The organism is Halomonas cerina, assembly GCF_014192215.1.
GTDB classification, from domain to species: Bacteria; Pseudomonadota; Gammaproteobacteria; order Pseudomonadales; family Halomonadaceae; genus Halomonas; species Halomonas cerina.
Genome location: NZ_JACHXP010000045.1, coordinates 1 through 3240, shown reverse-complemented (window position 1 = coordinate 3240; position 3240 = coordinate 1). Strand labels below are relative to the sequence as shown.

Genomic DNA, 3240 nt, shown 5'->3' with positions numbered 1-3240 from the left:
CTGGAGATCGAGAATGGCGCCTTCCATCTCAAGGAGCGTGCCCCCGGCGTCACCGTCGACGAGATCAAGGCGCTGACTGCCGGTACACTGGTCGTTCCCGACCATGTTCCGGAGATGACCTTCGAGGCCTGAGAGAGTGTCGACAAGCTACTGCGCTAGCCAGCATATTACATCAGCACCGCGAATTTGACCTACCGGGTGAGTCGGCGAGCTCTTCATGGTGGATTGAGCGAGAATCGGTCTCTTTTTGATCGATTCTCCATGTCGCCGCGCGAGGAATAGCGACTATCGTAGAGCGATTGCGGGCTGGCATGCAGGTTAGTCACCACGTAGGCACCGAACTGTGGGAGCAGCTCAACAAGGACCTGGTCAGCATCGGCAAGTTCGACAAGCAAGGCCAGTCCATGGACGAGCTCGCCGAGAAGATGATCCTGATGAAGCGCTACTCCTATCCGGAGGATGTCGTCGGTACGGCCAGTTTCCTGGCCAGCCCGGAATCGGACTACGTGACCGGCCAGCTGCTGATGATCGATGGCGGCATGATCATGCAGTGACGCCACCGGCCACCCGGCGGGTGGCTCAGTAGCATCCCTTGTCACGCATCACCCGATCGGCCCTGTCCTGCGCCATGGACAGGGCCTTCTTGATCGAGCGGCGGCCGTCCAGCACCTCGAACACCTCGTTGCCGGCGATGCCGATGATATCGGTGATGCCCGGCACCGGGGGGCGTGGCCAGACCTGCAGGATGTTCTCCCTGGCCATCCGGTCCACGATGTCGATGAGCGGCGACAGGGAGGCGACCTCCGGGTCACGACTGACGCTGAAGCGTGGTGTGGCCAGGCCGCCATTCATGATATAGAGCTTCGACAGGCTGGCGGAAGTCAGCGACTTCAGGGCACACCAGGCCGCCTCCACACGCTCTTCGGTCAGGTTGGACGGAATGGCCAGCGCATAGCCCCCGACCGGGGTGATGGGACGTCCGTGGCTGCCGGTAGGATGTGGCAGGTAGCCCGTGTTGCCCCAGGCCGGCGACGTTCGGTCGAGCTCGATCAGGGGGGCGAGCAACGTATAGCAGTAGGCCATGCAGGACTGGCCCGAGGCATAGGACTGGGCACGCTCGTACCAGGCCATGTCGAGGATGTTCGGCGGCGAATACTTGAGGATATCCAGCATGTACTCGCAGGCGCGGAAGGCCGCATCCGACAGAAACATCGGCCGATATTCTTCCCCCGACACGTGCTGGAAGTCATAACCGTCCCGGGTTCGACGCATATTAATGATCGGCTGGCCGAACTTCGCCATCAGGAAGGTGAAGGTATGCCCCAGCGGCGTGCCCCGGGCCGCATTCCAGGCGATGCCATACTGCTCTTTGGCAGGATTATGCAGCCGCCTGGCGACCTTGGTCAGCTCTTCGGTGGTCGTCGGAGGCGACAGCTGTGCGCGCTCGAGGATATCGGTCCGGTAGCACAGCAGCTCGGGGGTCGTCTGCACCGGGATACCATACTGCCGATCGGCATACTGCGCGCTCTGGATGGCCACGGGGTGGAAATCGGACAGGTCATGACCATCTCGCTCAAGGAAGGGATCCAGCGGCAGCAGCATGCCCTCGGACGCCAGCTCCCCGAACCAGGGCAGATCGCAGGCGACGATGTCATAGCGGGAATGCGCCAGGCGGGCGTTATCGAGGATCTCCTCGCGCAGGTCGTCGATCGACCTGGCCTGGTTCTTGATCGGCAGGCCGAAGATCGATTCCAGTTGCTGCTTGAGGTTGTGCATCGCCATGAAGGTGGGGTCGGCATGGCTCAGGACCCGCAGGCCACCCTTCATCTCGAGGCGCGTCGACAGCACCGCAGGCGGCGAGATTACCCGGTTCGGCGGGTAGGCGTCATCCCGCAAGGCCTGGCTGTCGCAGGTCGATAGCAAGGCCCTGATCCTGCCGGCATAGGCCTCCCACTCCTCGATCATCGCCGTTGAGGGATGCAGCGATACGGTCTTGCCCGACTTCGTCCGGGGGCGCGACAGGAGCAGCCCGCGCTCGAGAAGACTCTCGATCCCCCGCTTGGCGGTACCGTAGGACAGCCCCGAGGCATCGGCCAGCGAGGTGGGCGTCGTGAGCCGTCCCACCAGGTGGTTGCGCATGACATGGAGCATCATGCGCATCTCCCGATACCCCGGGCTTATGGAGAGCGACCGCTCCGTCTCCTCCTCGAATTTCTCGATGAAGTCGATGAAGCGGGCAAGCTCGGTCGTTGAGAGCTTCGGCCTAGGGGTCGCCGAGAGGATGTCGTAGGGGCCCTCTAGATGGCGCTCATCCAGATAATCGGTCATGTCCACCTCGGGGGTCGGTAACGGGCCTGGTGTCAAAATTACCCCCCGCCTCCCCGCCGAGTAACCATCACCCTGCTCCATCGACGATCAGTCGAAGGCACAGCAGGATCAGCAGGATCAGCAACGTGAGGATGAATCAGAAGAACAGCTGACCACTCAGACATTTCTGGATGGCAAGGCCCTGATCTTGCCGGCATAGGCCTCCCACTCCGCGATCATCGCCGGTGAGGGATGCAGCGATACGGTCTTGCCCGACTTCGTCCGGGGGCGCGACAGGATCAGCCCTCGCTTGATAAGGCTCTCGATCCCCCTCTTGGCGGTGCCGTAGGTCAGCCCCGAGGCATCGGCCAGCGAGGTGGGCGTCGTGAGCCGTCCCGCCAGGTGGTTGCGCATGACATGGAGCATCATGCGCATCTCCCGATACCCCGGGCTCATGGAGAGCGACTGCTCCGTCTCCTCCTCGAATTTCTCGATGAAGTCGATGAAGCGCGCAAGCTCGGTCGTGGAGAGCTTCAGCCTGGGGGTCGCCGAGAGAGTGTCGTAGGGTCCCTCCAGATACCGCTCGTCCGGATCGTCGGTCATCGCCACCATCACCCTGCCCCATCGATGATCAGCCGGATGCCTAGCAGGATCAGCAGGCCGAGGATCAACTGGAAGAACAGCTCCCCACTCAGACGCTTCTGGATCACGAGCCCCAGGCGTACCCCGAGCCAGGCGACGGGAATCAGCAGCAGGGCCACCGTCAGGTTCTCGACGCTGAGCAGGCCGAGCAGACCGTAGGGCACCAGCTTGACGAGGTTGGTGGCGGCCAGGAAGACCACGGCGGTTCCCAGGAACTGTTCCTTGGAGAGCCGACACTGGAGCAGGTAGAAGTTCAGCGGCGGTCCCCCGGCATGGGCGATGAAGCTGGTG

General features: G+C 62.7%; 4 protein-coding genes and 1 pseudogene. 2 read left to right on the top strand and 3 right to left on the bottom strand.

Annotated elements, in window-relative coordinates; translation table 11 throughout:
* A pseudogene (locus FHR94_RS19785) lies at positions 1-132 on the top strand (succinyl-CoA--3-ketoacid-CoA transferase); the annotation flags it as partial.
* A 179-nt stretch (positions 133-311) separates the two neighbouring features.
* Positions 312-554, top strand: coding sequence for an SDR family oxidoreductase (locus tag FHR94_RS19335; protein WP_246390093.1), 243 nt, complete (start codon positions 312-314; stop codon positions 552-554).
* Between the two features lie 25 nt (positions 555-579).
* Here the strand turns inward: FHR94_RS19335 and FHR94_RS19330 are convergent, their stop codons facing one another.
* The 3 genes from FHR94_RS19330 to FHR94_RS19320 form a co-directional block, all read right to left on the bottom strand.
* Positions 580-2328 carry an ABC transporter substrate-binding protein gene (locus tag FHR94_RS19330; protein ID WP_183328383.1) on the bottom strand — a complete coding sequence of 583 codons (1749 nt, stop codon included), beginning with the start codon at positions 2326-2328 and terminating at the stop codon, positions 580-582.
* A 156-nt stretch (positions 2329-2484) separates the two neighbouring features.
* Positions 2485-2910, bottom strand: a complete 426-nt coding sequence (locus FHR94_RS19325) for a hypothetical protein (protein ID WP_246390091.1) — start codon at positions 2908-2910, stop codon at positions 2485-2487.
* An 8-nt stretch (positions 2911-2918) separates the two neighbouring features.
* A partial coding sequence (locus FHR94_RS19320; protein WP_183328381.1) for a TSUP family transporter occupies positions 2919-3240 on the bottom strand: 322 nt, incomplete at its 5' end.